The organism is Gemmatimonas sp. UBA7669, assembly GCF_002483225.1.
Lineage (GTDB): Bacteria > Gemmatimonadota > Gemmatimonadetes > Gemmatimonadales > Gemmatimonadaceae > Gemmatimonas.
The window spans coordinates 59,832-86,084 of record NZ_DLHL01000019.1; the positions used below are offsets into that span (position 1 = coordinate 59,832).

Here is a 26,253-nt window from a genome sequence, read left to right on the forward strand (position 1 = left end):
CACGCGGGGTCCTGTGGCGCTGGCGCTGTTCCTGTCGGTCTGTCTCATTGCCGCCTGCGGGCTCATCTACGAGCTCGTGGCGGGCGCGTTGGCGTCGTATCTGCTGGGCGACAGCGTCACGCAGTTCAGCACCATCATCGGCACCTATCTGTTTGCCATGGGCATCGGGAGCTGGCTCTCCCGGTTCGTGGTACGCGGCGTCATCACGCGCTTCGTGCAGATCGAGCTCATCGTGGGCGTGGTGGGCGGCCTGTCGTCGCTGCTGCTGTTTCTCGCGTTTGCCTACACCGAAGCCTTCCGGCTCGTGTTGTATGGGCTCGTCACACTGATCGGCATCCTGGTGGGCCTCGAGATCCCGCTGCTCATGCGCATCCTCAAGGATCGCTACAGCTTCAAGGATGTGGTGGCCAATGTGCTCACCTTCGACTACATCGGCGCGCTGTTCGCTTCGCTGCTCTTCCCGTTGCTGCTCGTGCCACGTCTCGGGCTTGTGCGTTCGGCGCTGCTTTTTGGTGTCATCAATGTCCTGGTCGGACTCTGGAGCACCTGGCTGTTCCGTCACGACCTGCCGCGTCCGGCAGGACTGCGGGTGGCAGGCGTGCTGGCGCTGGCCGTACTCGGGGCCGGGCTCTGGAAGGGGCAGGCGGTCACGACGCTCGCCGAAGAAGGCATGTATGCCGATCCCATCATCCTCACGCGGGACACGCGCTATCAGCGCATCGTGCTGACGAGCTGGAAGGACGACCTGCGGCTCTATCTCAACGGCCATCTGCAGTTCGCCTCGCGTGACGAGTATCGCTATCACGAGGCGCTGGTGCACCCCGGGCTCTCAGCGCTGCCCTCGCGTGCCCGCGTGCTCGTGCTGGGGGGCGGTGACGGGCTGGCCGTGCGCGAGATCCTCCGCTACCCCGATGTGCAGCGTGTCACCCTCGTGGATCTCGACGAGGGCATGACGACACTGTTCCGCACGCATCCGCGCCTGACGGCGCTCAATGCGGCCTCGCTCAACGACCCACGGGTGACGGTGGTCAATGCCGACGCCTTCACCTGGCTTGATGCCAATCCGGCGCAGTACGACTTCGTCGTCATCGACTTTCCCGATCCGTCCAACTACCACGTTGGCAAGCTGTACACCAGCGCGTTCTATCGTCTGGTGAAGCGGCATGTGGCGCCCGGTGGGTTCATCGCCGTGCAAAGCACCTCGCCCATGTTTGCGCGGCAGAGCTTCTGGAGCATTGTCGGCACATTGGAGGGGGCCGGTCTGCGCACCTGGCCCTATCACGTGTATGTGCCAAGCTTCGGTGAGTGGGGCTTCGTGATTGCCGGCGAGGCGAACTACGCACCGCCGCCGCAGTTGCCTTCGGGCCTCCGCTACCTCACCGCGGCAAGCATTCCGCCGCTCTTCGACTTTCCGGCCGATATGCAGCGCGTGGCGGCCGAGCCCAACCGGCTCAACGATCAGATTCTCGTGCGCTACTACGAGCACGAGTTCGACGCCATCAATCGCTGACTGCCGGAGTTCAGGTGAACGATTGCACGCGGCGTGACCTGCTCAAGGCCATGGCTGGACTCGTGGCCGTACCGGCCTTGACCGCACCAGCGTTGGTGGGACTGCCCCGCAAGGGGCGGGTCATTGTCGGTGGCTTTGTGGACGACGGTGGCGCGGCGGGACATCGGGTGCGTGACGCGGCCGCCACGCGGCGCCCGCATACATCGCAACGGCCTGCGCGAACCCGCCGTGTCCGCGTGGCCATTGTGGGCGGTGGCATTGGTGGCCTCAGCGCCGGTTGGCAGCTCGATGTCGAAGGGCTGCACGACTGGACCTTGCTCGAACTCGAGTCGGTGGTGGGTGGCAACACCCGGTCCGCGGTGTATCCCGGCCTCGAGGGGCGCCGCGCCCCCTGGGGCGCGCACTATCTGCCCATCCCCGACGCCGACGCCGTGCACGTGCGGCGTCTGATGCGCGAACTCGGCGTGCTCGACGCGTTGGGCCAGTGGGATGAGCGCGTGCTCTGTCATGCGCCGCAGGAGCGGGTCTGGCAGCATGGACGTTGGCACGAAGGCCTCGCACCACTCGATGCCGCGTCCGCGGCGGATCGCCGCGCGTTTGCGCAGTTCGAATCCCGCATTGCGGCGTGGCGCGAGAGCGGCGCGTTTCGCGTGCCCAGTCACATGGGACGTGAGCGCCTGCGCGAGCTCGAGCGCGGCGATGCCGCCTCGCGCGCGCTGGCTCGTGAGCTGCGTGCGCTCGACGGACTCAGCGCCGACGCATGGGTGCGTCAGCAGGGATGGAACAGCGAGACCCTGCGCTGGTGGGTGGAGTATGGCACACGGGACGACTATGGCGCGTCGCTGCAGCAGGCCAGCGCCTGGGCGGCGGTGCACTACTTCGCAGCCCGCCCTGCAGACGAAGACGGGCCACTCACCTGGCCCGAGGGCAACGACTGGATTGCCAGACAGCTCTTCACGCGACTCGCGCAACGTCCGGCGCGTGATGGCGGGTCACGTGTCATGACCGGCACGCCGGTGCTGCAACTCGAGTCGCAGCCCGGTGGACGCTGGCGTGTGCACACGCCGCAACTCACGATCGACGCCGATGCCGTGATCTGGGCCGCGCCGCTCTTTGTGCTGCCCCGCGTGTTGCCCGGATGCACGCTGCCCATCACGCTCGAACATGCATCATGGGTGGTGGCCAACCTGGTACTCGACGGCCCGCCACGTGAAGGGCTGGGCGCGCCGCCCAGCTGGGACAACGTCATCTACGGCAGTCCCTCGTTGGGCTATGTAGTGGCCGATCATCAGCGACTGGCCTCGCCGCCCACGCAGCCCATCTGGACCTGGTATCACGCATTGGTAGATGGCCACGCCCGCGACGCACGGGCCGGTCTGCTGCGCATGCCCTGGACGCACTGGCGCGATACCGTGTTGGCGGATCTGTCGCGCGCGCATCCCGACATCGCCGAGCGCGTACTGCGTGTGGACGTCATGCGCTGGGGGCACGCGATGGCGCGTCCGCTGCCCGGTGTGCTCACGCGGCAGGAGCTGGCCCAAGCCTGGCAGCCATCGCCCGGCGTCTGGTGTGCACACGCCGATCTGAGTGGATTCAGCCTGTTCGAGGAAGCCCAGTGGCATGGTGTGCTGGCGGCCCAGCGTGTGGCGGCCTACGTCGGCGGTCGCTCGTGACGCTATCCGGAACCCACCGCACGTGAACGCAGTCATTCGCCATATTCCATCATGACCAACACCGACGCCTTGACCTGGCCGGAGCCGGCCCCCAGTCTCGCGCGCGCCGTGGCCGGCGAGTTCCGTCTCGTGCGCGAAATCGGACGCGGTGGCATGGGTGTGGTCTACCTCGCGCGGGATACGCGTCTCGACCGCGATGTAGCCATCAAGACGTTGCCGCCGCATCTCGCGGCCGATGCGCAGGTGCGTGAGCGCTTCGTGCGGGAGGCGCGTACAGCGGCCGCCTTGTCGCACCCGAACATCGTGCCCATTCATGCCGCAGCCGAGCGGGATGGTGTGGTGTACTTCGTCATGGGCTATGTGAACGGCCGTTCGCTGGCCGACTGCGTGGCTGGTGACGGACCATTGTCCGTACCCGACGCCCTGCGTGTGGTGCGGCAGGGGGCGCAGGGACTGGACGCCGCGCATGCGCGGGGCGTGGTGCATCGTGACATCAAGGCCGAAAATGTGCTGCTCGATGCCGCGGGACAGGCGCACATTACCGACTTTGGCATTGCGCGCGTCGCGGAGGTGCAGCCGCTCACCGCCACGGGCACGGTGCTGGGCAGCGTGCACTACATGAGTCCCGAGCAGGTCACGGGCGAAGCCATCGACGGCCGCAGCGATCTCTATGCGCTCGGTGTGCTCTGGTACTTCCTGCTCAGTGCGCGTTTCCCCTTCGAGCGGCCCACGTCGTCCGCCATTCTGGTGGCGCATGTCAACAGCAGGCCCACGCCGCTGCGTGAGTTGGCCGCGCAGGTGCCCGAGACCGTCGCCGCGCTCGTCATGCAGTTGCTGGAGAAGCCGGCGAACGCGAGACCGGGAGATGCGCGGGTGTTGCTCGAGGCCATTGCACAACTGCCCGCCGAGGTGTGGACGACACCGCCATCTGACGTTGCGCCAGGTGTCGCGTCAGGACTTGCATCAGGAGTCGCGCCTCACGCGCCGCTGTCGTCCACTGAGGCGCAGGCGGTGTGGGCGCGTGCCGCCGAGTTGCAGGCCTACACCGGTGTGCAGGCACCACCGCCTGAGGCGCTGCGTCGTCGCCCCCCCACATCGGCGCCACTCACGTCGGGCTACGATGCGGCGTTGGTGAAGGCCGCCGCGGAGGAAGCCGGTATTGACGCGCGCTACGTAGAGCGCGCGCTCTCGGAACGCGCACAGGTCGAGCGTGCGCCGTCCACCGTGGTCATCGAGCGCGGCGAGAAGCAGCAATCACGTCCCAACCTCTTTCTGGGCGCGCACACCAAGCTCGATTTTCACGCCACCATCCCCCGCGAGGTCGACGTCGCCCTGTTCGAGGAAATCGCCGACGACGTGCGCGAGGTGATGGGCGAGATGGTCACCGTGAGTGCCGTCGGTCGCACACTCACCGTCATGACCAACGTGCTGCGTCCCGGGCAGTCGGGTATTCCGCGTGCCGCGCAAATCCAGGTGCTGGTGCGCAATGGCCGCACGACGGTGCGTGCGTTCGAAGATGTGTCGCAGCTCGCTGGTGGATTGTTTGGCGGATTGGGTGGCGGCGCCGGTGGCGGCCTGGGGGCCATGATCATGGGCCTCACCATCAAGGCGCAGGCGCCAATCCCCATGGCGCTGACCGCCTGGGTGGGTACGGCCGCAGCGGCACTCGGGTTGGCGCGAATTCTCTACGTTCGGCAGGTGCGCAAGAAGGAGCAGGAGCTGCTGCGGGTCATGGAGCGCATCGTCGCGCGGGTGGAAGGGCGTTCCGGCACCGAGGCCGGCCCATTGCGCGGGGCCAGCGGGCCACCCGCGGCCCTTCCGCCGGGCACTAGCTTTCAGGAATGAGCAAGCACAAGCGACTCCTCGTGGTGGGCGACCGCGTCCTCGTGAAGGTCGAGGACGGCGAGCAGCGCTCGAAGGTTGGCCTCTATCTGCCGCCGACCGCCGTGGACAACCAGGCGGTGCAGGGGGGCGAGATCGTATCCACCGGACCCGGTCTGGCGCTCCCCGACCTCACCGACCAGGGCGACGAACCCTGGCGCATCACCGGCAATGGCCGCGAAGCGCGCTTCGTGCCCATGCAGGCCCAGGTAGGGGATTATGCCCTGTTTTTCCGCAAGGCGGCCGTGGAGATCACCTTCGAGGGGCAGCAGTTCCTCGTGGTGCCGCAGGCCGCCCTGTTGGCCCTCGTGCGTGAACCACGCGAGGACATTCCGGATTACTGAGCAGAGGAGCGTTGGCCGCACGGCGCGCTCCACAGGATTTCTTGCTGCTCATGTCTCTCAACACAGGACCTGACGTCTGATGTATCCGGAACACTTGCTGACCCCCATGCGGGAAGAACTTACCCGTCTCGGCGTGCAGGAACTGCGCACCGCCGACGCGGTGGACGCGCTGCTGAGCAATCACCAGGGCACGGCACTGGTGGTGGTCAACTCCGTCTGCGGCTGCGCGGCGCGCAACGCCCGGCCCGCCGTGGCCATGGCCCTGCAGCACGCCACAAAGCCCGATGCGGCCGTCACGGTGTTTGCGGGCCAGGACGTCGACGCCACGCAACGGGCCCGGGAGTACTTCACCGGCTATCGGCCGTCGTCCCCGAGTATTGCTCTCATGAAGGACGGCGAAGTCGCCTTCATGCTGGAACGGCACCAGATCGAAGGGCGCAGCGCGCAGGAAATCGCCGCGGATCTGGTCAACGCATTCGACGCCACGTGTGGGGTGTCCAGCAATCGCTGAACCGGCGGTCTGGACCGTACGTAGCAGTGGCACAACATCTTGGCGGTTCGTTGCATCTACGACACAGCGTGTTGTGGATATGCAACGACCGCCATTTTTTGTGACATTCTTATCATTTATCCGCCTTGATGAGAAATTGGACCCGGTGGTGTAAGTTAATGAAATTTCATGTTTTAGATCTTTGACTTTCAACAACTTACGGCTCAGCTTGGGTGCATCGTTCTGGTGACGGCATGCCGATGCGCCGCGTCTGTCCAGCAGCAGGCAGCAGTTGAGCTGCGTGGCGCAACCATTGCGCGTAGTTCAGAACAGAGGCGAGTCCGGCGCGCATGATTCCGGCCCCTCGGGTCGATGCAGATCCCTCCCTTCAGCACGGAGTCTTTCACCATGACGTCCCTCGTCCGCCGTTTCGTTCGCGAAGAAGATGGTGCCTCGCTCGCCGAGTATGCTCTGCTGCTCGGCGTCATCACCGTCGCGCTCATTGGCATCATCACGGCGTTCCGTGAGTCGATTGCCAACATCTTCAATCGCACGACCACGACGCTCAACTCCGCTGGCACGACCTGATCGCATGACCCGCTCGCTCCGTGTAGGTTGCCAGTACTTCATGAGTGCTGGATCACCTACAGGAGCGAGCGTGCGTCATGATCAACGCGTTCCGGGAATTGCTCAGGGAAGAGGACGGAGCATCGCTGGCTGAGTATGCCATGCTGCTTGGCATCATCACCGTGGCGATGATTGGCGTGTTCAGCCTCTTCAAGGACGCAATCGGCGGCATCTTCACCCGCACGACGAACACCTTCAATTCGGCGGCCAGCGCCTGAGGGTGTGTCATGAGGCAGCGTGGCCCTTCCAGCATCACAACGACTCGCCAGACGATGGCGTGAAGAGGACGGCGCATCGCTTGGCGAATATGCGCTGGTTCTTGGCGTGGTGTCGGTGGTGCTGGTCACGGTGCTCGTGTCCTTTCGCGGTGCCATTGGCAACGTGATCTCGCGCAGCACGACGGCGCTCGCGACCTCTGAAGGCGCGGGTGGCCAGTCGGGTGGCGGCGGAACTGCGGGCGGCGGTACCACGACCCCCGGTTCAGGTGGCGGTTCGCCTGGCCAATCCGGTAACGCGCCGGGACAGGGAGGCAGTGGCCCCCCGGGACTCGGTGGCGGCGGTCCTCCGGGACTCGGCGGCGGCGGTCCGCCAGGACAGGGAGGCGGAGGGCCGCCACGCGGTCGTCCGTAGTGAGACGGAACGACAGATGGTGCTGACGTTCAGCCTCGTGCTGATCGCGCTCCTCGGAGCTGCCGTCGTCAGTGACCTCAGGGCCCGGCGTATTGCCAATGCCCTCAACCTGTTGGTTCTGGTGCTGGGTCTGACGCAGGCCGTCATGTTCGGCGGTGGCGCCGGAGGCTTGTGGCACGCGGCATTGGGTGTGCTGACGGGTCTCGCGATCTGGTTCCCCATGTTTGCACTGCGCCTCATCGGAGCGGGAGACGCGAAACTCATGGCGGCATCTTCAGCGTGGCTTGGGTGGCAGGGTGCGATCACCGCTTCGCTTGTCACCGGTGCAGCCGGCGGTGTGCTGGGTGCGTATTGGCTGCTGCGCCGCTATGGAATGGGCCGCGCTGCGCATGCCCTGGGTCTCGCGCTGCGCGATCCCACGCAACTGCGCATGCAGCCATTCGAGGCCAGGGAACGTGTGCCTTACGCCATGGCCGTGGCTGTTGGTGTGCTGGTGGCCTGGTGGAGCGTCGCGGGTGAGAATATCCGGAGGGCGCTGACGTGAAACACGCGCGTCTCAACTCCGTCTGGCGCCGCTGGCGCCGTGAGGATGATGGCGGCGCCATCGTCGAGTTCGTGGTGGTGCTCCCGGTGCTCCTGTTTCTGATGTTCGGGATCGTGGACTTCAGTCGTGCGTTTGCGCAGCGCAACAATCTGGTGTCGGCGGTGCGCGAGGGTGGGCGCTTTGGCGCGACGCTGGAGTTTCCCTGCGCTGCGGAGACCGCCATCGAAGACCGTGTGATCAGCTACTTCACTTCTGTTGGTGATTCGGTCCCGGCACGAAGTGATATCGCGGTCACGTTTACGGGGACCTGCCCGGATGCCGTCACCAACATCACGGTGGCCATCACCAATTATCCGTTCAAGCCCCTGCTGCTTCCCCTCCCGGCCAACGCCATCAACCTGAAGGCGCGGGCTGTGTATCGCTGGGAGCGTTCGCCGTGAGCGTGCGCCTCCGTCGTTCTGCCATGACCTCTGCTCCGCGTCCTCATGTTCGGTGACCGCCGATATCGATTTGTGCTGTACATCGCGCTGATGGTGGCCGGTCTGGCCACCTTCGGCGTGTATCGTGTCATCGACGGCATGCGCGCGAGCAGTCGCATTGCCACGCAGAATGTCGTCGTGGCAGCGGCAGACATCCCCGAAGGCCAGGCCCTCACGCAGGTGGACCTGGCCGTCGTGCAATTGCCGGTGGCTGCGGTGCCGGCCGGGTCGTACGGCGCGCCGACGGACGTGGTGGGACGCGTCTCACGTATCCCCATCTTCAAGGGCGAAGCCATCGTGCCGGGCCGTCTGGCGCCCGAGGGCACTGCGGGTGGCCTCGAGGTCAAGATCCTGCCCGGCAAGCGCGCCATGTCGGTGCGCATCGATGACGTCGCGGGCTTGTCCGGCATGGTACAGCCCAACTCGCGCGTGGACGTCATGCTCACCACACGCGATGCCGTGGCGGGTGGTCAAATCTCCAAGCTGTTCATGAGCAACATGCGCGTGCTGTCGGTGGGTGCGCAGGTCACGCGCGGCGAAGATGGCCGCCCCATCAACGCGCCCACCGCCACGCTTGAAGTCACGCCGGAGGAAGCCGAGCGACTCGCACTGGCCACGCGCGAAGGCAGCATCCAGTTGGTGCTGCGTGGTTACGGGGACCCCGACTCCATCAAGACGACGGGCGCCGTGAAGGGCGATCTGCTCACGCAGGTGGCCGTGCCCGCGGCGCCGCAGCTACCGGAGAAGCGACCGGCGCCGCGTCGCAGCACGCCGGTGCCCGCTCCGCAGCCCGCGCCGCAGCCCACCACGATTACCGTGCCGCCCAAGACGGACTCGGTGGTGGTGAAGGTCTATCGCGGCGATCAGTTGTCGCAGCTCAAGTTCGAACAGGCGCGTGACAGCGCCCGACGTGATTCCATCCGTCGCGCGCAGCGCGACACGCTTCGCTGATCCTCCACCCACCCGCCAAGATGCGTTTCCCCTCCCGTACCATCGCGGCCCTGTTGTGCGGATTGGCCGTGTCGGCCACGCTCGCGCCTGCACACGCTGCGGCGCAAACCGTGGTGCAACCCACGAACGTCGAAGTCGTGTCGCTGTCCATCGGGCGCGCGATCCCCATCGACCTGCCCAATCCGGTCACGCAGGTCAACGTCACCAATCCGGCGGTGGCGGACATCGTGGTCATCAGCGAGCGCAGCGTAGTGCTCAATGCCAAGGCCCTGGGCGAGACCGATATTCTGCTTTCAGGGCCGGCACTCGGCCGCCGTCACCTGCGCGTCACGGTCAATCAGGCGGTCGAGCAGCGCCAAATCGCGCTCGGCATCAAGTTCGCCGAGGTCCGGCGCGACGCGCTGTACGAACTCGGCGTGTCCGGCGCATATCAGGCGAAGAGTGGCAATGTGGATGCGGGGACCGGCATTCTCGCGCCGGGGGCGTCCACCGCGACCAGTGCCATTCGCTTCGCGGGTTCGTTCTTCAACTTCGGCACCCAGGACATCACCGCCTTTATTGACGCGCAGGAGCAGATGGGCCGCGCGCGTTCCCTCGCCGAACCCACGCTCATTGCCGGCAACAAGGACTCCGCCACCTTCCTTGCTGGTGGCGAACTGCCGGTGCCGGTGGCGCAGCCCGGGCAGGGCGGGCAGGTCTTCATCGTCATTCAGTACCGACCCTTTGGCGTGCAACTCAAGTTCCGCGGCGAAGTCATCAACGATTCACTCGTCAAGCTGCGTGTGGCCCCCGAAGTGTCGAGTCTCGACTTCGGCAACGCCGTGCTGCTTTCGGGCTTCCGCATTCCGGCCATTCGCACACGTCGCGTCGAAACAACAGTGGACGTCAGGCCCGGCGAAAGTCTCGTGCTGTCAGGCCTCTTCAACGAGGAACGCGAGAGCGTGCGCACCGGCATTCCCGGCTTGATGCGTTTGCCCATCATCGGCGCCCTCTTCTCCAGCTCGCGCTGGCAGAACAACGAATCGGAGTTGCTGGTGGTGGTAACGCCGCAGGTGTTTGACCCCAACACACCGCGCGGGCCGCGCACCATGCAGTTCAAGCCGGACAGTCTCACGCCAGCCATCGAGGCCTTGCGGAAGCGACTGCCGCCCGAGTGAGTGTGAGCCCTTTGCGTTTCGCTTCCCGTACCGAGTTGCTGCCGCCATGCGTCGTGCGCTGATCCTCCAGGGGGCCCTCGGCCCTCTCACGCCTCTCTACCCCGTGTTCACCGGGGCGGGCTTCGCCCGTCCGGAGGAAACGGACCGGGTGGACGTGCTCCCTGAGCTCGTTGAGCGCGGTGACGTGGACTTGCTGGTGGTGCCACTGGAGGGCGCAGCCCCCGCCACCCTCGATCTCATTGAAGACCTGCTGCGGCAGCGCGACGGCCTGGTGGCAATTGGCACCGCGCCCGAAGCCAGCAGCGACGTCATCCTCGCCGCATTCCGCCGCGGCTTCAGTGAGTTCATCGTCTCACCAGCCACGCCCAGTGACCTGTCCGGCGCGCTGGCGCGTCTCGAAGCCAAGTGGGCACGCGCCCCCAAGGGCGGGCATATCACCGCCGTGTACAGCCCGGCAGGCGGTGCCGGCGTCACAACCATTGCGGTCAACCTCGCGCACGCGCTGTCGGTTCGTAAACCGCCGGGCCGGGTGGCCGTGGCCGACCTTGTCGTTGGGCTCGGCGACGTCTCGACGCACCTCAATCTCTCGCCCACCTACGATCTGGGCGAACTGGTGCGCAAACTCGACCGCGCCGATAGCGAGTCGCTGCATTCCATCACCGTGAGCGTGCAGGAAGGCTTTGATGCCCTCACGGGCACCGACGACATCGAAATCGGTGAGGACGTAACCGCCGACGCGGTCATGCGCATCATGGACCTCATGCGCAGCACCTACTCCTACACCGTGCTCGATGTGGAACACACGGTCTCGCCGCGCACCATTGCCGCACTCGACGGCGCAGATCGCATTCTGCTGGTCTTCCAGGTCACGGTGGCGGGGCTGCGCAAGGCCAAGCGCGCGCTGGCCATGTTCGAACAGCTCGAGTTTGCCAAGGAAAAGATCGTGCTCGTGGCCAATCGGGTGGGGACCAGTGACGTCATGGCCTGGCCCGACGTGGCCAAGGCGCTTGGGCGCTCGGTGGATTTTCGTTTGCCGAACAGTTTTCAGCTGGTGGCCGATGCACAGACCCGTGGTGTGCCCATTGCGTTGGCCGGCATGAACGGCGGATCGGCGCAGGCCCTCATTGAGGCCTATCAGTTGCTGGCCATCCGCATCATGGGGCAGAAGGGCTTCACGCCCTCGGCCGGCGCGTCCATCGTCACCACCAACGGCACAGGCTCCGGCTTCGGCCGCCTGTTGTCCAAGCTGCGGAAGTAATCATGGCTCAGGAACGCTCGCTCCGCGAACGCCTGCTGGGTCGCAAGCCGGCCACGCCAGAGGGCAACGGCAACGCCGCTTCGGCGCCGGGTGCCGACCCGCATACGCCCATCGACCCCCTGCATGGTCTGCCGCAGCCCGAGCAGAAGGCCGAGGGCGACTCGCGCGGTGAACTCTCGCCGGTGGACCTGCTCAAGCGCGATCTCCACCAGAAGCTGGTCGATCGTCTCGATCTTGCAGCGCTCGAAAAGATTCGCGACGAGGCCGTGCTCACGCAGCAGATCCGCACGGCGGTGCTGGAGTTCCTGCGCATTGAGCAGGCACCGCTTTCGGCCGCCGAGCGCGATGAAGTGGTGGAGCAGATCGTGTGGGAGGTCACGGGCCTCGGGCCCATCGAACCGCTCACGCGTGACGGGACCATCTCCGACATTCTCGTCAACGGTCCCAAGTCGGTGTACGTGGAGCGCCGCGGCCGTCTCGAAAAGACGGGCGTCACGTTCCGCGACAACGCGCACCTGCTCACCATCATCGATCGCATCGTCAGCAAGGTCGGGCGGCGCGTTGACGAATCGCAGCCCATGGTGGACGCGCGTCTCACCGACGGCTCGCGTGTCAACGCCATCATCCCGCCACTGGCCATCGACGGGCCGGTGCTGTCCATCCGCCGCTTCGGCGCATCCATCGGGCCGCGTCGCCTGCTCGAACTGGGTGCCATGTCGCCGGCCATGCTGCGACTCTTGGCCGCCTGTGTGGTGGCCCGCCTCAACATCCTCGTATCGGGTGGTACGGGCGCGGGCAAAACCACCATCCTCAATGCGCTGTCCAGTTTCATACCTGGCAGCGAACGTCTGGTGACCATCGAAGACGCGGCCGAATTGCGCTTGCAGCAGTCGCACGTGGTGCGTCTCGAAACCCGTCCGCCCAACACCGAAGGGCGCGGCGAAGTGAGTGCGCGTGATCTCGTCAAGAACGCGCTGCGCATGCGTCCCGACCGCATCATCATTGGTGAGGTGCGATCGGGCGAAGCGCTCGACATGCTGCAGGCCATGAACACCGGTCACGAAGGTTCGCTCACCACCATCCACGCCAACTCGGCGCGCGATGCATTGGCGCGCCTCGAAACCATGGTGCTCTTTGCCGGAACGGCGCTGCCCACACGCGCCATTCGCGAGCAGATGGCCTCGGCGCTCAATGTCATCGTGCAGGTGTCGCGCATGACCGATGGAACGCGCCGCATCACCAGCATCACCGAAGTTTCCACCATGGAAAGCGACGTCATCACCACGCAGGAGATCTTCCGCTTCCGGCGGCTTGGTGTGGCCGACGACGGTACCGTGCTGGGCAACTTCGAAGCCACCGGCGTGCGACCGCTGTTCATGGACCAGATTCTGGCGCGTGGCATCAATCTGCCGCACGAAACGTTCGCCTTCGGCTCCAGCGCGCCCGCCGCGCCAATGCTGGAGGCGGGCCTTGATGTGGGACTGGTGGGCAAGGCGGTCGAGTCATGACCGCGCTTGTTCTCACCCTGGTGTTCCTCGGTGCCATGTTGCTGGTGGTGGGCACCTTCGTGTTCATCAATCGGCGCCGCCTGGCGGCCGCAGACGCTGCACGCATTCGCGTGGGAGACACCGGCGGCATTCTGCGTGGCGAAGTGCCCCTGTCCATTCTGCGCGACGACCGCGTGTCGGACGTCAAGGCGCTCGACACGCTGCTCAGCGGCAAGGACATCACGGTGCGCCTCGAGCGCGAGCTGGCACACGCCGGATCGCGTCAGAAGCCAGGCGAGTTTCTGCTGTTCACGCTGCTTTCGGCCATGATCGGCCTCACGCTGGCCCAGTTCGTCTTTGGCGGCATTGCCAGCGTGGTGGGTGTGCTGCTCGGTGCGCCCATTCCCTGGCTCATGCTGCGCCGCCGGCAGGGCATTCGCCGTCGGCAGTTCGAAAACGCCTTTCCCGATGCGCTTGATCTCATGACCAACGCGTTGCGTGCGGGCTACTCGCTGCAGGCGGCCATGGAATTTGTGGGGCGTGAGTCGCAGGCCCCGCTGCGGCAGGAGTTTCTGCGCTTCTACGACGAGCAGCGCCTTGGCGTCGATGTGCGCACCGCGCTGTTGGCCATGCAGGAGCGAATTGGCACGGAAGAGGCCAGGCTGTTCGTCACCTCGCTCATCATTCAGCGTGAGACGGGCGGCAACCTGGTGGAGCTGCTCACCAACATCAGCAACCTCATTCGTGAGCGACTCGAGTTCCAGGCCAACCTGGCGACGCTCACGGCGGAACCCAAGATGTCGGCGCGCGTGCTGGCGGCCATGCCCTTCGTGATGTTCTTTGCCATCTACGCCATCAATGCGCAGTACATGCAGCCGCTTTTTGTCGATCCGGTGGGCAAGCTCCTCGTGGTGTATGCGGTAGTCTCAGTGATCGTCGGTTACATCATCATGGACCGTATCGCGAGTATCGACCTGTGAGGATCGACCCTGTGAGAGGCGCGCGCTGATGGCCGAGATCCCGCTGACCCTCATCTTCCTCGTGCTCACCGTCATTGTCGCGGTGAGTACGATGGTCTATGTGGCCATTGCGGAGCGCGAGCGAAAGGAGACACTGCAGCGTGTGTCTCCCGACCTTGAGGCGTCGCGCCTGGCCGAGCGTTTGCTGCTCAACGAAGACGCCACGGCCTCGTCGCGACTGGCGTCCTGGCTGCGCGACCGCATGCCCGAGAGTTTTGTCTCGGACACCAGCAATGTGCACAAGCTCGTGCATGCCGGGTTCGACGGGGCGGCCGCGCCGGTGATCTTTTCGGCGGTCCGCATCGCGTCGGCGTTGCTCATGCCGGTGCTGTCGTTTGTGGCCGCGCCGCGTGACAACCCCGTGTGGTTGGCGGTATCGGTGGTGATGGGGTTGGTGGTGGGTGTGGCCGGCCCGCAGGCGGTGCTCGACCGGCTGGCCGCGCAGCGTCAGGAGCGTATTCGGCGTTCGGTGCCCGATGCCCTGGACTTGTTGGTGGTGTGCGTCGAGGCGGGTGTCTCTCTCGACGCGGCCATTCTCCGTGTGGCGCGAGATCTGTCGAATGTGCGACCGGAGCTGGCGCTCGAGTTTGCGCAGGTGGTGCGGCGCGTGAATGCCGGCATGCCACGCGACCGCGCACTGCTCAGTCTGTCACAGCGTACGGGTGTGGACGAGCTGCGCACATTGGTGGCGAGCATGATTCAGACCGAGCGGCTCGGCACGTCGATTGCGCGGGTGCTGCGTGTCAACTCCGAGTCGCTGCGACTGCGTCGGCGTCAGAAGGCCGAAAAGCGTGCGGCCGAAGCGGCACTCAAGATGATCTTTCCGCTCGCGTTGTTCCTGCTGCCGGCCCTGCTGGCCGTGATTCTCGGTCCGGCGGCCATCACCGTCATCGGTCAGCTGGGGAGTCTTTCCCAATAGGAGGTCTCATGTGGACGCGTGCACGCAGGTTGGCAGCGGGATGGCGTTCGAACACGGGTCGATCGAAGACGCGGCGTGAGCGCCGCGGCGCCACACTCGTGTTTGTGGCGGTGTTTGCGCTGGCTCTGGTGGGTGTCGCGGCATTTGCCATCGACGCCAGTCGTCTGTACGTGGGCACCAACGAGCTCCAGACGGGGGCCGACGCGGCGGCGTTGCGGGCGGCGCGGTTCATGCAGACAGCCGCCGGTGCTGATCCAACGGCGACTGCAGTTGCTTTCGCACCCTCCAACGAGGCACTGGGGAGCAGCATGCAACTGTCGGCAGATGATCTCACTCCCATCCTGTACAATCCTACCAACAGTTCCTTCACACCCACCACGTGGGCGTTGGCTAACGCGGTGGAGGTTCGAGGCTCACGCGCGGGTACCCTGTTGTTTGGCCGCTTGCTTACCAATGTCATGCCGGCGCCGCGTCGGCGGTCGGTGGCGTGGGTAGCCAACGTAACGCGTGTAAGTTGCCCTGCTCCGTTGGGCTTCCCGATGGAGGCACTAAACAACAGGCTATACGGGACGCTTGGTGACAATTCCGTTCGCACAGATCTGTATGCCACCTTGTTGGCCAAGCAGGGCACACCACTCAACATCACGATGGTGTTGTACCCCAGTGGTGCAACCGAGCCCAAGTCCTCGCCAACTGGCGCTTGGGATTTCAAGGCCATCGACAACACCGAGGGACCGGGCGGAAACGGTATGAATGGTTATGCGGACCAACTGGCTGGCGTCAGCTGTAATGCGAACGGCACCACGGCGATCGATTCGACTGAGGTGTTCAAGGGGCAGGGGAAGGGAAGTGTTGACCAGAAGACCTGGCGGGCCGCGCACAACAATCAGGGTGGCCCGAACAACGGCCAGACCTTTTGTGAGGCCGGCCATTCGCCGGTCTGCTATCCAAAGCTGTCCGGCGGGCTTGGTGATGCCGGTGTGGTCCGCGATGTCTCGTGGATTGGCGCCGTGTCAGGTGGGTCTGCGTCCGTACGCACCCTCGGCGGCTTCAAGGTCATGTGTGTATTCGAGGGAAAGAAGGGTAACGGCAAGAACAAGGGTGAGGACTGTCCATGGTACGACAGTTATCGCGCGTCAGTCTACGCGCCGCCCGGCTTGCCTGAGGACCTTCCGCAAGGGACCATCGTTGGCTATCCCGTGCCTTCGGCTCCGGGCCTTGGTGCGGGCACTTCGCTCGGTACGGCGCCGGCAACAGGCCAACGTCTCATCCTCGTGCGGTGAGCGCTCGTCGCAACAGGCTCGCTGCGCTCGCCGGCGCCATGCTGGCATGGCCTCCCGCCGCGCGCGCACAGAGCCTCGACGCCACGCCACCGTCATATTGCGGTGAGCCAGCCTTGGCCAGCGCACGCACAGCGGCGGTATCAGATTCCCGCGCGCTGGTGCGCTTTACGTCAGGAATCGCATCTGACACCAACGATGCCTTCCTTGCGCGCGCACTCAGTCGCCTGACGGCGGAGCGCGTGCGGCGTGCCGCTCAAGTGGCCGTAGAGTCACGCGGGGTAGGCGCCGGTGCTGTCCAGACTGATGCCAGCAGTGCCATCGCCGAAGGACGGGTGCTTGGCGTGCGCTTTGTGCTGGTGGGCACGGTCGAGCGCCTCAATGAGCGCAGTGTGGTAACCTGGCGCCTCGTCGATGCCCGGACCGGACGCGAAATGAGCAGTGGCGTGGTTACGCAGGCCCTGGGCAGTCCGGACAGTCTCGTCACGGTGGCAACGGCGGCTCTCACGCGTGCATTCGGACGCCCGAGTTACGTGGCCGCGCCGTATGAGCGTATCCAGTCACGCGCACCAGATGCCATCAATGCCTACCTGCGCGCGCTCAGCGGACTCGAAGCCTTTGACCGGCAGACCGCCGAGCGCACGGAGGACGCGCTCCTGACGGCGGTGCGCCTCGATCCCTCGTTTCTGGCAGCACACTATCGAATCGCCACGCATGCGCTGCGGCAACTCACGTGGATATCCCAGCGCGACGCCGAACGCGAGCGGCTGTACAAGCAGGGCCTCGCCGCGGTGGGTCAGGTGCTCATGCGCGCACCGTATGACTTGCAGGCACTCACCCTGCTTGCGGCGCTGCACGTCCAAGGCGATGCCCCGGAATTGGCGCAGCCCATCGTCGCCGTGCTGCACAAGCGCGCCCCCGACAATCCCGATGTCGTGGCGGTAGAGGCGCAGGTGTTGCGCATGATCGGACGCAGCTCGCAGGCCTTGCAGCGCCTGCGTACGCGTGGTGGTGCGGCCGACGTGAGTGTGGAGGCGCTGCTCGTGCTGGCCGAGTTGGAGCGGCACGCTGGAAACACGAGGCAGGCCTGTCGTTTGCTCAATCGGGCCGTGGTGCTCGACCCGCAGCACGCGCCGGCCTATGTCTGGCGGGCCATTGTGCGCAGCCAGCTCAACGAGCGCCGCGAAGCCTGGGCCGATGCCGAGGTGGCCGCGCGACTCGGCCGCACCGACTGGGGCGAACTGGCTGCAGCGCTCGTTGATGTGTCGGTGGGAGACTCGGTGCGCGCACGCAATCGGGCCAAGCCGTGGACCACTCCCGAGTATCTCGCGGAAGGGGGATGGCTCGATCTCGTACTCGCCGCCTACGTCTCGCTCGCGCTCAATCGAGCCGACGAGGCACAACGCGCGTTGCGGCAGGTGTCTTGTCACGAACCAAGACGTGGTCTGCTGGGCGGTGACCCGCTGCTGCGCTATGTGCGGCTGCCAACGGCCTGCAGTGGGCGGCAGGCTGCAGCACCTGCGCAGCCGGCCGCACCAACCGCGCCAACCCGATCGTCAGTCGGCGTTGCGGATCCAGCGAAACACTTCCGCCAGTGACGGCCGCTTGCCGTACATGAGCATGGCCGTGCGATACAGCCGCCCGGCCGCAATCATGGCGCCCACGGCCGTGAGCGAGAGCAGCGAGAGCGACATTGCCAGATCAGCGGCTGGCACCGAGACCAGGCCAAGCCTGAGCGGCATGAGAATAGGCGACGAGAATGGAATGATGCTCATGGCACGCGCAATGGGCCCATCGGGGTCGGCCAGCGCGGGCTGCAGCAGCGCCATGCTGCCCACCAGCAGCATGATGACCGGTGTCTGTGCCTGCTGGGCCTCCTGCTCCGAGCTCACGATGCTGCCGACGGCGGCAAACAACGCGGCGTACAGCACATAGCCGAGCGTGAAGTACGCAAACAGCGGGACCAGCTCGGCGGCGCCAATGGTTGGCAGCGCCATGCTGCCGCCGGCCACACCAAACGCCGCCAGCAGCCGTTCACGGTTGGCCATGAGCACCAGCAGCGACGAAGTCCAGAACCCAAGCTGCAGAAGCGCCACGCCACCAATGCCCAGCACCTTGCCCGAGAGCAGCACACGCGGCGGGACACTGGCCAGCACCAGCTCGGACACACGCGACTGTTTCTCTTCCGTCACGCCGCGCAGCACAATCTGGCCGTACAGCACGATGACGATGTACAGCAGGACGGCCACACCGGCGCCGAAGATGATATTGACCTGGGCCGAGCCACTGCGGCCATCGCGCAGCACACGTTCCACCTTGGCGCTCACCGAGAAGCGCGTAATGCGCTCGGCCAGGGCCACATCGATACCGGTGGTGGCGATCTGCCGCCGCAGCAACTCGCGTTCGGCTGCGCGCTGTACTCGCTCGGACGTGGCAAGAGGGGCGCCGCCAGCCAGCAACACGCGCACCGCGCCAGTGGTCATGCTGCTGTCGTCAACAATGACCGCGGCCGGAATACGATCGGTGGCAAGCAGCGCGCGCAGGGAGTCTACCACCGGCGTGCGCGTTCCGGCGTTTACGGCAATGACCGTGGGTGGCGTGGCGGCACTGCTCAGTCCACCGGCCAACTCCGTGGCGATGCCATTGCCGGCGCCCACCTGTGTGGCATCGACAATCACCATGCGCGACACGTCCACGGCGCGCGCCGAGCGAAACGCCAGAATGGGCGGCCCGATGGTGAGACCGGCAAAGAGAAACGGGCCGAAGAGTGTGGTGAGTACGAACCACTTGGAGCGCACACGTTCCATGAACTCGCGCTCGATGACGGCGAAGAGCTTACCCATGGCCACTCACTCCCGCTTCGACGCCGGTGGCGCCCACCTTGTCAAGGAAGATGCGGTGCAGCGACGCCTCGAGGCGGTCGAAGCGCACGATCTCTACATCGCGGGCGACCAGCGCCTGGAGCAGCGTCTGCGCCTGGGCGTCCGGAGCGAGATCGATTTCCACCTGCTGTCCGAGGTCTTCGTAGGTGGCAACCAGCCGCTGATCCTCGAGGACCGGACGAGCCAGGTCGCGACCATTTCCACCAAAGACCACCAGCACCCGGTTGGCGCCCCCATACTGCGACTTGAGCGCGCGCAGACTGCCATCGGCCACGATTTCGCCGCGTGCAATGATCGCCACCGCATCGCACATGCGCTCGGCCGCGTCCATGACATGGGTGCTGAAGATGACCGTGCGACCCATTCGGCGCAGGTCGAGCACCGAGTCCTTGAGCGCCTGCGCGTTGACCGGGTCAAGCCCGCTGAACGGTTCGTCGAGCACCACCAGCTCCGGATCATGCAGCATGGTCCCGGCAAACTGCACCTTCTGCTGCATGCCCCGCGAAAGGTCTTCCACCTTGGCCTGACTCCAGTCTTCACTGCTACTGCGCAAACCGAGGCGCTCAAGCCAGTGATCAATGCGCCGGTCGGCATCGGCACCACTCAGTCCCTTGAGGCGACCGAGGAAGCGCAGCACGCGCCGGACCTGCATCTTCTTGTACAGGCCTCGCTCCTCCGGCAGGTAACCCACCCGGTTGAGCAGATCAGGGTGGCCAGCAGACAAACCCAGCATCGTGATGCGTCCGCTGTCCGGCCTGAGGATGTTGAGCATCATGCGGATGGTCGTGGTCTTGCCGGCGCCGTTGGGGCCGAGCAGACCGTAGACTGTTCCGGGCGGAACCGAGAGCGAAACGTCGCGCACGGCCACATGATTCGCGTACGCCTTGCGTACGCGATCGATGTGCAGGGCAGGCGGCAACGTGGGAGTGGACACAGTCACCAGATGAACGCGGGTGAACGGAGTAAACGCATGGGCCGGTCGTGAAATCGGCGGACAGCAAGCAGTCTGAGGAAACTAACAGCGGGTGGGGGCAGGGCGGGGCCCGTGTCACGGACCTGTGGCTCTGTCTCCTGATTGCTGGCCTGGTGGGCATTCTGGTCCCCCTCGACGACGCGGACCTTCCGCTGCACCTGTTGACCGGTGACTGGATTCGCGCGCACGGCGAGTTGCCTGTTGTGGAGCCCTTTGCCTGGACGCGGGAAGGCGCGCCATACTTTGCCTACTCGTGGCTTCCCCAGATCGGCTACTCGTGGGCCTGGCAAGTTGGCGGAGTCAACGGTCTGTCGCTGTTGCACGGCGCACTCCTCATGGGCGTCGTGTGGGCGCTTTGGGATCTCGCGCGCGTCGCCGAATGGAGTCTTTGGAGCAGTCGGCTGATGCTGTCACTGCACATGCTGCTCTGGATGTTTGTACAGCCCGCCACCCGTCCGCAACTCGTGCTGGCCATTGCGTTGCCGCTGGCCTGGGCGTCGGCGTTTCGTGTGCGGAACAACCGTCACGCACTCGGCGCCTGTGCAGCCCTGGCCTGTGCGTCGGCCGTTGCGGTGAACAGTCATCTGCTGTTTCCGCTCATGGCCGCGCCGGTGGTGGTATTGCTGTGTGCCACGCCCGTGCGCTGGGCCACGGTCGCGGCGTGGACGGCATCGTTGTTGCTCGGTTGGATGTGTACGCCATATCTGCTGGAGCTGCCCGCGCTGCTCCGGCTCAACTTCGGGTACAATGCCCTCTTCAATGCCGCCTCGCCCATCAAGGAGCATGAGGCCGGCTTCGTGTTCGTTACGCATGCGGCCGTTGGCACGGCCCTTGTGGTGGCTTTGCTGTTGCTGCAGCCGCTGTTCCCGAGTTTTGCCAATCGTGCGTCGCGCGAGCGCTGGTGGTATGGCTTGTCATGGGCTGCGGGCCTGGTCCTCTTTGGGCTGGCCATTCGTGGGCTGCTGCTCTGGTGGCTGCTGGCACTACCCGTAGTGGCATGGAGTGTGGCGGCGCTGCCCCTCCCACGCACGCGGCTGGTGCAGCGGGTCCTGCCCTGGGCCTGGGGTGTGGGTGTGCTAGGCATGCTGGGGCAGCCGCTGCGTCTTCGTGCGGAGCGAAGTCGCGTGGGGCCGGAGCTTTCGCATCCTGAAGCGCACGCGTTGGAGCCCATTGTGGCCTGGCTCAAGTGCGCATCGCCATCGGCGGATGTTGGCGCCATGCGGCGCGCGGTGGGTGTCGAGCATGCGGTGCTCAAGGGAACAGCCAGCTTCAACACGGGAAGTTATCTGGCGTGGGCGGTGCCCTACGTGTCGTGGTCCATTGATGGTCGCACCATCTTCCCGGACTCGGTGGCGCGCGCCGAAGCGCGGCAGGAGTTGCGGCTTGGTGCGGTGGTGCATCCACCGCTGCACGACGCGCAGGTCGTGGTACTACCGGTGGCGCATGCCACGAACAGGTTGCTGGCGGCTTCGGAGGGGTGGCAGCGGGTGGCGCTGCCGGCTACGGACAGCGCACGGGCATATGCCTTGTGGTGGCGCGCTGGTAGCCGTGGCAGTGCCCCATCGTCTGCGGGAACCGTGGCGAAGGCGCGCTGCGACATGACTGGTACACCGTGAGTCCACAGGTGCTCTCGTCGCTGCCGTCGCTGCCGTCGCGGATGCTTGACCGCGCGAACGCGTGGTCGCCGTTCGTGATTGCTCTGTCGGTGTTTCTGCTGCTGCGACCATATGACGGCATCGTTCACGACGCTCGGCTGTATGTGGGCTACGTCCTGGCCGCGTGGGACCCACAGGGTGTTGGACAAGACATCGTGTTCGTCCATGACGGACAGTCGGGATACAGCATCTACCCGGCTTTGTTGAACCTGGTTGGTCGAACGATTGGCTTGGCGAAGGGTGCCATGGTCCTCTCCATGACCGCACTGCTGCTCTGGTTTTCCGCAGCGTGGCGTCTGGTGTGGGCCATGTTCCCGGCCATGGGCACCACAGTACGTGCGGGGCTGCTCCTGTGGGCGACCTCGCTGCACACGCTGTACGGTGGTGCGAGCACCATCCACTTTGCTGAGAACTTCGCCGCACCACGTCCCATGGCTGAGGCGCTGGTACTGCTGGCCATGGCGGAGTTGTTACAGCCGAAACTGGCCAGGCAGGGCGCCTCGTATTCACTCCGTCAACTTGGGGTGGTCGGGCTTCTGATAGCGCTTGCCGCTGCCATACATCCGCTCATGATCGTACCGGGACTGGCGGCATTCGTCTGGCTGGTGCCAACAGCACGCTGGAGAGCGCTGCTTGCAGGCTCCGGCGCCGTGGTGCTTGCGCTGGTCCTGTGCGTATCTGGTTTCTCTCCCCAGGGACCCGACACTGGTTCTCTGTTCGCCACCTTCGATGCAGTGTGGCTGGAGATTCTTGTTCGCCGTGGATCCATCGCGTTGCTCAGCCAGTGGTCCGGGGTTGATTGGGCGCGAATCGCGCTACAATTCGCGACGCTGCTGTTGGCGCGGCCAACTGTGTCAGGTCGGGTTCGCGCTCTCTGGGATGCCACACTTGTCGCGGGTGTGGCCGGAGTTCTCCTGTCGTGGCTTGCGACCGATGTGTTCCATCATCGCCTTCTCACGCAGATCCAGCCGTGGCGAGTGCTCTGGGCGGTGGCGTTCATGGCCCCCATTGCACTCCTGATGCAAGTGCGCGGACTTTGGGAGAGGTCCATCACATCAGCTCGTCCACCAGAAGAAGGGCCCATCCGGCTTGAGCGCCTGGCGATGGCGCTTCTGCTCTTGGCCTGGTTCATGCTTGAGGTAAGCGGTGCGGCTCTCTGGGTCTTGGCGGGGGCTGCGATGCTTCTTGGTGTGGCGCGGAGTAACCTGTCCATTGCACTTGGCGATCGGACCGTTCGCGTGGGGCTCGGTTTGATCGGCATGCTGGTCGTGCTATTGGTTGTGCTGCGGGCGTTTGTCGTGTGGGAGGTCTATGCATCGCACCCGGACGCCCTGAGCCGATGGGTCTGGCGCACTTGGGTTACGTCCGGCCTTCCCAACGCGGCAGTGCTGATCGTCGCGCTACTTGCAGCGTGCATCGGCGCTCGGCCTGTCCGGGCCGTCGTTCGCATGGCGAAGCCCATGCCGGCGGTTGCCGTGATGGTTGCGGTCCTGTGCGTCCTCGCGCTCGACCAGCGGACCAGTTACGCGAAGTGGCTCGATGCTCAGACCGAAAGGCCCTCAACACTCAATCAAGTACTTCAGAACGTGTCATCATCGGCCACTGTGTTCTGGCTCGATGCCGACACCGAACCGTGGGTGCTGCTGAATCGGCCGGCTTGGGGTGGTGGGCTGCAGGGAACGCCAAAGGTCTTCGACCGAGCGCTCGCCGTGGTCTGGGAGGAGCGCGCGCAATTGACCGACAAGGTGACACACCCAACCTGGGCGCGCCGCAACGACCTCGCACTCGAGACCGTAAACGCTGCGACGCTACGGACGATCTGCGACTGGCCATCCGGTCCTGACATGGTCGTTGCCCCGCTCGATCGTATCGGCGCGGACGTCCCACGTGATACGATGCGTACTGGTGCGCCGCGCTTCTTGCCGCCCAGTGTACGCAAGGGCCCTTGGCAGATCATCACCGCCTATGGAGTCGTCCGTTGTGCAGAGCGGGCTGGCTTCAGACGAGCATCATGACGCGCGTCGTGGCACAGAGCGGAGCCCTGAGGTACTGACCTCAAAAGACACAGATGCAGAACTGCGCTGTTCCTCGTGATACTCCGCGTCTTCGTTCACGCGCCAGGGGTCATGCACAGCCGTACCGGCGATGATGTTGTCGGCCACGAGCAGACCGGTCATCATGGCGTGATCCTGATTGTTGTACTTGTGCATCCCGTTGCGTCCCACGAGATGCAATCCAGCGTGGGTCTGACTCAGCGCGTCCCTGATGATCTGCACATTGGCCGCGTAGGCGTCGTCGTAGACCGGGTAGGCCTTCTTCTGCCGGACCACACAGGCATCCACATGGTCGGCTCGTTGCGCGAGCCCCAGCGCTTCAAGCTCAATCAACGCCCGCTCGATCAGCGAGGCATCGGAACTGTCCCACAGTCCATCGCCCTCGAAGCAGAAGTACTCGAGTCCGTAGCAGGTGAGACTCGGATCAGGAATCATCTCCGGCGACCACGACTTGAAGTTCTGAATGCGCCCGACCTTGACCGTGTCATCATGCACGTAAATCCAGTTGTCGTGGAATGTGCCGCGATCGCGGAGAATGACTGCTACCGTCAGAAAGTCCCTGTACGATAGTCGGTCGGCTGCTTCGAGTGCCGCGGCAGGTAATCTTGGGGTCAGGGAATGCGCGATTTCCCGCAGCGGTGCCGATGAAATCACATGGTCCGCCTCGAGCTGCTCCGTCGTTCCGTCTGGACCTTCGTGACAGACCACCCACCGCCCGGAGGTTTCGTCGCGAGTTAGTGCCGTGACCCGTCGACCGAGGCGCAGGCTACCGCCCATGGTTTGCATGCGCGCCGCACAGGCGTCCCACAGCATGCCAGGCCCCTTCCTGGGATAGCGGAAGGTGCTGATCAGACTCTTGATGGCGTCCGGACCCTCGGCGCGCGTGGGGCGAAGCGCGTTGAGAACAGCCGAGACCAGTGAGACGCCCTTTATGCGCTGAGCCGCCCAATCGGCCGATATCTCGGTGCAGGGCATGCCCCAAACCTTTTCCGTATACGTCTTGAAGAAGATGCGGTACAGGCGGGCGCCGAACTGGTTGGTCACCCACTCTTCAAAGTTGCGCGGATTCCTGACGGGGTTCAGTTGGGCCCAGGCGTAGGAGAGCACACAGCGCACTGACTCGAACAGCCCGAGGCTGACGAGGGCCTGAAAGGGCTTCAGGGGGTAAGCGAAGAACTTGCCAGCGTAGTAGATCCGACTGGAGCGGGGCCGCTCGAGGAAATCGTCGGGAAGGATCTCGCGCCACAGAGCCTCGATCCGCTCCGACTTGGAGAAGAAGCGATGACCGCCGATGTCGAAGTGGAAGCCCTTGTAGGCGACGGTTCGGGAGATGCCGCCGACGTACTCGGGGTCGGCTTCGAGCACGGTTACCGGGTGCCCGTGCTTACTCAGGTGATAGGCGGCAGTGAGGCCGGCGGGGCCGGCGCCGATGACGATAGTCTCGATGGACATTAAACCGGAAGGTACTTTGCGATCGACAATGAGTCGAATAGGCGGCAAGTCTTGCAAATGAAGAGATCTTAATGACCTGACCGATCCCAGGTGACGCGCCTAAATCCGAGCGTACCAGTATTCGACGATACCTAACCAAAGGAGACCTATAAACTCTTCGGCGAGACAACAACCATCGCACTCTTGAAGAAATCTGCTGTTCCTGACACGGAGCCTTCACTTGGTAGACGCCGGTGTCTCTCACGGACTTCGCCTGAACACTAGGAGTCGATTGAACCCCAGCTGAAAACGCTCGTTCCTCTCCAAGACCAGAGAACGGCAAAAAATCTCTGCTGCCGTTTGCGGATGTAGGCCGTAGTGCTGATGGATCGACTGTCCGCGCACAAGGCGCACTGCCGTGAGAACATCCAAAACCCGATCAACATTCGGATGAGGGCAGGTCGCGACAAAGACTCCATTTGGCTCCAACCGGTCATGGACGGCCTGAGCGAGACGATGAAGCGACAAGACGGGAATGTGCTCAAGCACAGCAAGCGCTGTTATCGCTTGAAAGCGCTCCGATTCGCCAAGTACGTCAGGGAAATGTCCCTTGATGAAGCGAATTCCTGTTCGGACCGATCGCGGTGGCATTAGATCGGGGTCAATTCCTATACTTCCGCTGGAAATGCGATCTCCCGCAACGGCGAACAGCGCACCATCATAAGTCCCGATGTCACAAACGCTTGCCCCCAAAGGGATATGTGTAAGCGCCTTTCGAACTCTCCACTGCTGGAGAACTCGATCCAACAAGGTCAGTCCGCCAACGCTTGCATTAGTCGGACCGTCAACATCGCTCGCCGTAGGATCCGTATATTCTGCCAACTCGTAGACCTCCACCAATTTCGACGCGACGCAGCACGATGAGCGAATCTGACGCCCAATCGCACTCCATGCAAACGGCAAAAGCGATCAGCCAGTATGATCAACTAGGGAATCTCTGATTAAGTAG

The 26,253-nt window shown here is 64.7% G+C and carries 24 protein-coding genes; 20 read left to right on the plus strand and 4 right to left on the minus strand.

The window, feature by feature from the left end; genetic code table 11:
* Positions 1–13: 13 nt before the first annotated feature.
* The 18 genes from B2747_RS06460 to B2747_RS06545 all read left to right on the plus strand — a co-directional run bounded on the left by B2747_RS06460 (position 14) and on the right by B2747_RS06545 (position 17,847).
* Positions 14–1,510 carry a polyamine aminopropyltransferase gene (locus B2747_RS06460; protein ID WP_291158099.1) on the plus strand — a complete coding sequence of 499 codons (1,497 nt, stop codon included), beginning with the start codon at positions 14–16 and terminating at the stop codon, positions 1,508–1,510.
* A gap of 14 nt (positions 1,511–1,524) precedes the next feature.
* On the plus strand, positions 1,525–3,183 hold the full coding sequence (locus B2747_RS06465) for an FAD-dependent oxidoreductase (RefSeq protein WP_291158102.1): 1,659 nt from the start codon (positions 1,525–1,527) through the stop codon (positions 3,181–3,183).
* Between the two features lie 51 nt (positions 3,184–3,234).
* The gene (locus B2747_RS06470; protein ID WP_291158105.1) at positions 3,235–5,028 is read left to right on the plus strand and encodes a serine/threonine-protein kinase; all 1,794 of its coding nucleotides are present in this window, start codon (positions 3,235–3,237) and stop codon (positions 5,026–5,028) included.
* Entirely contained in the window at positions 5,025–5,408 is a 384-nt protein-coding gene (locus tag B2747_RS06475; RefSeq protein ID WP_291158108.1) for a co-chaperone GroES, read from the plus strand. Before B2747_RS06470 ends, B2747_RS06475 begins: the two co-directional genes overlap by 4 nt.
* Before the next feature lie 79 nt (positions 5,409–5,487).
* Complete coding sequence (locus B2747_RS06480; protein WP_291158110.1) at positions 5,488–5,919, plus strand: BrxA/BrxB family bacilliredoxin; 432 nt, start codon at positions 5,488–5,490, stop codon at positions 5,917–5,919.
* A 387-nt stretch (positions 5,920–6,306) separates the two neighbouring features.
* Complete coding sequence (locus tag B2747_RS06485; protein ID WP_291158113.1) at positions 6,307–6,486, plus strand: Flp family type IVb pilin; 180 nt, start codon at positions 6,307–6,309, stop codon at positions 6,484–6,486.
* A gap of 77 nt (positions 6,487–6,563) precedes the next feature.
* Positions 6,564–6,743: a Flp family type IVb pilin gene (locus B2747_RS06490; RefSeq protein WP_291158114.1), complete on the plus strand. Its 180-nt coding sequence runs from the start codon at positions 6,564–6,566 to the stop codon at positions 6,741–6,743.
* Positions 6,744–6,762: 19 nt separating this feature from the next.
* On the plus strand, positions 6,763–7,155 hold the full coding sequence (locus B2747_RS06495; RefSeq protein WP_291158117.1) for a hypothetical protein: 393 nt from the start codon (positions 6,763–6,765) through the stop codon (positions 7,153–7,155).
* Between the two features lie 16 nt (positions 7,156–7,171).
* The gene (locus tag B2747_RS06500) at positions 7,172–7,699 is read left to right on the plus strand and encodes an A24 family peptidase (protein WP_291158120.1); all 528 of its coding nucleotides are present in this window, start codon (positions 7,172–7,174) and stop codon (positions 7,697–7,699) included.
* Complete coding sequence (locus B2747_RS06505) at positions 7,696–8,139, plus strand: TadE/TadG family type IV pilus assembly protein (RefSeq protein ID WP_291158123.1); 444 nt, start codon at positions 7,696–7,698, stop codon at positions 8,137–8,139. The genes B2747_RS06500 and B2747_RS06505 overlap by 4 nt, the downstream gene beginning before the upstream one ends.
* Positions 8,140–8,184: 45 nt before the next feature.
* Positions 8,185–9,129 carry a Flp pilus assembly protein CpaB gene (gene cpaB / locus B2747_RS06510; protein ID WP_291158126.1) on the plus strand — a complete coding sequence of 315 codons (945 nt, stop codon included), beginning with the start codon at positions 8,185–8,187 and terminating at the stop codon, positions 9,127–9,129.
* Between the two features lie 20 nt (positions 9,130–9,149).
* Positions 9,150–10,286 carry a type II and III secretion system protein family protein gene (locus tag B2747_RS06515; RefSeq protein WP_291158129.1) on the plus strand — a complete coding sequence of 379 codons (1,137 nt, stop codon included), beginning with the start codon at positions 9,150–9,152 and terminating at the stop codon, positions 10,284–10,286.
* Between the two features lie 46 nt (positions 10,287–10,332).
* Positions 10,333–11,544 carry an AAA family ATPase gene (locus B2747_RS06520; protein WP_291158132.1) on the plus strand — a complete coding sequence of 404 codons (1,212 nt, stop codon included), beginning with the start codon at positions 10,333–10,335 and terminating at the stop codon, positions 11,542–11,544.
* Between the two features lie 2 nt (positions 11,545–11,546).
* The gene (locus tag B2747_RS06525; protein WP_291158134.1) at positions 11,547–13,052 is read left to right on the plus strand and encodes a CpaF family protein; all 1,506 of its coding nucleotides are present in this window, start codon (positions 11,547–11,549) and stop codon (positions 13,050–13,052) included.
* The gene (locus tag B2747_RS06530) at positions 13,049–14,011 is read left to right on the plus strand and encodes a type II secretion system F family protein (protein WP_291158137.1); all 963 of its coding nucleotides are present in this window, start codon (positions 13,049–13,051) and stop codon (positions 14,009–14,011) included. Before B2747_RS06525 ends, B2747_RS06530 begins: the two co-directional genes overlap by 4 nt.
* A gap of 28 nt (positions 14,012–14,039) precedes the next feature.
* Entirely contained in the window at positions 14,040–14,969 is a 930-nt protein-coding gene (locus B2747_RS06535; RefSeq protein WP_291158140.1) for a type II secretion system F family protein, read from the plus strand.
* Positions 14,970–14,977: 8 nt separating this feature from the next.
* Positions 14,978–16,252 (plus strand): pilus assembly protein TadG-related protein, encoded by a 1,275-nt coding sequence (locus B2747_RS06540; protein ID WP_291158143.1) that lies wholly within the window; start codon positions 14,978–14,980, stop codon positions 16,250–16,252.
* Entirely contained in the window at positions 16,249–17,847 is a 1,599-nt protein-coding gene (locus B2747_RS06545) for a hypothetical protein (RefSeq protein WP_291158146.1), read from the plus strand. The genes B2747_RS06540 and B2747_RS06545 overlap by 4 nt, the downstream gene beginning before the upstream one ends.
* Here B2747_RS06545 and B2747_RS06550 read toward each other — a convergent pair.
* Together B2747_RS06550 and B2747_RS06555 are read right to left on the minus strand one after the other, a co-directional pair.
* Positions 17,806–19,092: an ABC transporter permease gene (locus tag B2747_RS06550; RefSeq protein WP_291158149.1), complete on the minus strand. Its 1,287-nt coding sequence runs from the start codon at positions 19,090–19,092 to the stop codon at positions 17,806–17,808. The genes B2747_RS06545 and B2747_RS06550 overlap by 42 nt on opposite strands.
* Positions 19,085–20,071, minus strand: a complete 987-nt coding sequence (locus B2747_RS06555) for an ABC transporter ATP-binding protein (protein ID WP_291158152.1) — start codon at positions 20,069–20,071, stop codon at positions 19,085–19,087. The genes B2747_RS06550 and B2747_RS06555 overlap by 8 nt, the downstream gene beginning before the upstream one ends.
* 41 nt (positions 20,072–20,112) lie before the next feature.
* Here B2747_RS06555 and B2747_RS06560 point away from each other — a divergent pair, with 41 nt between their 5' ends.
* A complete protein-coding gene (locus B2747_RS06560) occupies positions 20,113–21,720 on the plus strand; it encodes a hypothetical protein (RefSeq protein ID WP_291158155.1) in 1,608 nt (535 codons plus the stop codon).
* An 8-nt stretch (positions 21,721–21,728) separates the two neighbouring features.
* A complete protein-coding gene (locus B2747_RS06565) occupies positions 21,729–23,774 on the plus strand; it encodes a hypothetical protein (protein ID WP_291158158.1) in 2,046 nt (681 codons plus the stop codon).
* Here the strand turns inward: B2747_RS06565 and B2747_RS06570 are convergent.
* Positions 23,769–25,265 carry an NAD(P)/FAD-dependent oxidoreductase gene (locus B2747_RS06570; RefSeq protein ID WP_343125873.1) on the minus strand — a complete coding sequence of 499 codons (1,497 nt, stop codon included), beginning with the start codon at positions 25,263–25,265 and terminating at the stop codon, positions 23,769–23,771. The two genes, B2747_RS06565 and B2747_RS06570, sit on opposite strands and share 6 nt — an antisense overlap.
* A gap of 240 nt (positions 25,266–25,505) precedes the next feature.
* Entirely contained in the window at positions 25,506–26,141 is a 636-nt protein-coding gene (locus B2747_RS20230; protein WP_414652186.1) for a class I SAM-dependent methyltransferase, read from the minus strand.
* Between the last annotated feature and the right edge of the window lie 112 nt (positions 26,142–26,253).